Annotated in this window: 4 protein-coding genes and 1 pseudogene; 3 read left to right on the forward strand and 2 right to left on the reverse strand. The window is 44.7% G+C overall.

The features are described 5' to 3' along the window. Positions 1-391: pseudogene (locus B3180_RS14440) on the reverse strand (lysine 2,3-aminomutase); the annotation flags it as partial. Positions 392-604: 213 nt separating this feature from the next. Further along, positions 605-1885, reverse strand: a complete 1281-nt coding sequence (gene gltA / locus B3180_RS14445; protein WP_199494802.1) for a citrate synthase — start codon at positions 1883-1885, stop codon at positions 605-607. A 325-nt stretch (positions 1886-2210) separates the two neighbouring features. Between gltA and sdhC the strand changes: the two genes are divergently transcribed. From sdhC to B3180_RS14460, 3 genes are all read left to right on the forward strand, one after another. Next, positions 2211-2585 carry a succinate dehydrogenase, cytochrome b556 subunit gene (gene sdhC, locus B3180_RS14450; RefSeq protein WP_054487366.1) on the forward strand — a complete coding sequence of 125 codons (375 nt, stop codon included), beginning with the start codon at positions 2211-2213 and terminating at the stop codon, positions 2583-2585. After that, positions 2579-2926 (forward strand): succinate dehydrogenase, hydrophobic membrane anchor protein, encoded by a 348-nt coding sequence (gene sdhD, locus B3180_RS14455; RefSeq protein ID WP_286845200.1) that lies wholly within the window; start codon positions 2579-2581, stop codon positions 2924-2926. The genes sdhC and sdhD overlap by 7 nt, the downstream gene beginning before the upstream one ends. 57 nt (positions 2927-2983) lie before the next feature. Then, positions 2984-3646: FAD-binding protein (locus tag B3180_RS14460; protein ID WP_414654059.1), on the forward strand; the 663-nt coding region annotated here is incomplete at its 3' end.

Here is a 3646-nt window from a genome sequence, read left to right on the forward strand (position 1 = left end):
CAACATGGGGGACGTTCATTTGCATTTGGCCAGCAGGGTGAGGGTTCATTTCATCACGTAGCTGAGTTGCTAAGTCAAACACTTCGTTAGTCGTGTGTTTACCTGACATCAAATCCGCCATGCGCTGATAGGCAGACGGCTCCAGCATATCCTTTTGTGGAAATGTTAGTTGAAACAGCGGGTCATTGGGTACATTTTCCCAGTCAATGAGTTCATTAAACACATACTCGTTTACTCTGAACGGCAGGACATTAGCAACGACTTTCATTTCAAAGCGCATGTCAGCAGGAACTTTTTTAAGCGCCTCAATTTTATCTAACTGGCGATGCTGATATACCTTGAACTTACGTGGCGTAATGATGGGTTGTTGTACATTGACTACTTGCTGCATAAGCCTCACTGTAATTATCTGCAACCTGCTAAAAGCACGTTGAAAATGAATTTGTCTGTCAGCTCTTGGGCGACCAACGAAATGCGACGTAGTATAAAGAAATTGGGGGTAAGTTGCACGTTCTGTAAGGGATAAAAAGCGATGTACACGAACTAATTAGCGATAGACATAAAAAAAGCGCTCATGAGAGCGCTTTTTTAAAACATGACGATTTTACTTTTTGATTGGTGTAAATTCGCGTTTTGTATAACCGGTATACAATTGACGTGGACGACCAATTTTTTGGTTCGCTTCGCCCATCATTTCGTGCCAGTGAGAAACCCAGCCAACAGTACGTGACAGCGCAAAGATAACAGTGAACATGTTGGTCGGAATACCAATAGCTTTCAGCACGATGCCTGAGTAGAAATCAACGTTCGGGAACAATTTCTTCTCAATGAAGTAATCGTCTTCCAGAGCGATACGCTCCAGTTCCATTGCAACGTCCAATAATGGATCGTCACGGTTAAGTTCTTTCAATACTTCGTGGCATGACTCACGCATAACGGTAGCGCGAGGGTCAGTGTTTTTGTAGACACGGTGACCAAAGCCCATCAGACGGAACGGATCGTTCTTGTCTTTTGCTTTCTCGATGTATTTTGGAATGTTCTCTACTGAGCCAATTTCAGCCAGCATGCGCAGACACGCTTCGTTTGCACCACCGTGCGCAGGTCCCCATAAAGAAGCAACACCAGCCGCAATACAGGCGTAAGGGTTTGCACCCGAAGAACCGGCAAGACGAACAGTTGAAGTTGATGCGTTTTGCTCATGGTCGGCATGCAAAGTAAATATGCGATCCATTGCACGGGCAACTGCAGGGCTAATTTTGTAATCTTCAGCTGGTACAGAGAACATCATGTTTAAGAAGTTTTCTGCATAACCTAAGTCGTTACGTGGGTAAACGAAAGGTTGGCCAATGCTGAATTTGTAGGCCATTGCTGCAATGGTTGGAATCTTAGCAATTAGGCGATAAGCGCTACGTAAACGCTGGTTTTCATCGTGAATGTCTAAATCATCATGATAGAAAGATGATAAAGCACCTGTTACTGCACATAGCATCGCCATTGGGTGTGCGTCACGACGGAAACCATTAAAGAAGTTATGGATTCCCTGGTGCACCATAGTGTGTTTAGTAATGGTGTCTTTAAATTCGGTGTACTGTTTTTCATTCGGCGCTTCGCCGTGTAACAGCATATAGCAAACTTCTAAATAGTCTGCTTTTGTTGCGAGCTCACCAATTGGGTAGCCGCGGTGCAGTAAAACTCCGTTCTCACCATCGATGTAGGTGATAGCCGACTCGCAAGAGCCTGTAGCCAGGAACCCAGGGTCAAAGGTGAAGTAACCATGTTTGCCCAAAGTTCGGACGTCAACTACATCCTTGCCTGCCGCTGGTGAAAGTACCGGCAACTCAATGGATTGGCCGTCAATCTGTAAAGTGGCTTTACGATCAGCCATAAGGAATTCTCCTCACTGTCTACTTTGAAAAAGTGCGCTAATTTAACTCGATCATGCCCTTAAATGTCAATTTTAATCGGGGAACATGAACCAATTATAGTCAAACATACGTAATAAACATGACGAAAAGATTACTCAGATTGAACAATTATTGAGTTACGTTAGACTTTAGTAGTAAGCCGTAATAACTGAGCGTCCAAATCTGAGTTTCTCGTTGTAATTAATGGTTTGGCTCGATATACTTTGCGCCGTATTGGTGGCATGTATCTGTGTCGCGCAAACGAAAATTGCATTTCTTTTGTGCTTTATTAAAAGGCAATCTATCGTGAAAAAAGAAAGACCTGTTAATTTAGACTTATCAACTATCAAGTTTCCTGCCGCTGCCAAAGCATCCATACTGCACCGTATTTCGGGTGTTGTTATGCTGTTCTCTCTGGCATTTTTAATTTGGGCTTTTGCCGTGTCACTTAGTGGCCCAGAAGGCTTTGCTCAAATCGAGAGTATCATGACCAGCTTTATTGCGAAGTTTATTGGCTGGGGGATTTTGACAGCGCTAGGATTTCACTTAATCATCGGTCTGCGTCACTTAGTGATGGATATGGGCTACTGGGAAGAACTCGATTCGGGAAGAATCAGTGCAAATATTTCAATTGCTCTTTCTGTCATTCTTTCCGTATTAGTAGGAGTTTGGCTATGGTAACAGCAGCAGCAACGTTTGGTCGTAGCGGTTCTCATGACTTTATCTTGTTGAGAGCCAGCGCGATCGTTATGGTTCTTTACACACTGTTCATGGCTGGCTTTTTCCTTTCTACACCAGACGTGACGTATGAAGTCTGGAGTGGCATGTTTGCCAGTATCTGGATGAAGGTTTTTACCATGCTAGCACTGTCCGCTGTGTTGATTCACGGTTGGATTGGTATTTGGCAGGTATCAACAGACTACGTAAAAGCGGCTGGTCTCAGAGCTTTTATCCAATTAGTTTTCAGCGTTGGTCTTATCGCTGTTTGGCTCACTGGCTTATTCGTACTGTGGGGTGTTTAAGTGAACGTTAAAACTTTAGAATATGATGCAGTGGTGATCGGTGCTGGCGGTGCTGGTATGCGAGCAGCATTGCAAATTTCCCAAGAGGGGATGAGCTGTGCGTTGATGTCCAAAGTGTTTCCAACGCGCTCTCACACAGTTTCTGCACAAGGTGGTATTACTGTCGCTTTAGGTAATGCGCACGAAGATGACTGGCAATGGCACATGTTCGATACCGTAAAAGGTTCGGACTACATTGGTGACCAGGACGCTATTGAATACATGTGTAAAGCAGGTCCGGAAGCAATTCTTGAACTGGAAAATATGGGCTTGCCATTTTCACGTTTTGAAAACGGAAAAGTTTATCAACGTCCGTTCGGTGGCCAGTCAAAAGAATTTGGTGGCGAGCAGGCAGCTCGTACAGCCGCAGCCGCTGACCGTACTGGTCACGCTCTTCTGCACTTGCTTTACCAGCAAAACGTTAAGAACAAAACGACCGTTTTCTCTGAGTGGTACGCACTAGACTTAGTGAAAAACCAGGACGGCGCAGTGACGGGTGTTACTACGCTGAATATTGAAACTGGTGAAGTCTATTATGTGAAAGCTAAATCTGTTGTGCTTGCTACCGGCGGTGCTGGTCGAATTTATGCCTCAACAACAAATGCGCACATTAACACCGGTGATGGTGTTGGTATGGCGCTACGTGCCGGCGTTCCAGTGCAGGATATGGAAATGTGGCAG

It is taken from the genome of Idiomarina sp. UBA4206 (assembly GCF_002383015.1).
GTDB lineage: Bacteria > Pseudomonadota > Gammaproteobacteria > Enterobacterales > Alteromonadaceae > Idiomarina > Idiomarina abyssalis.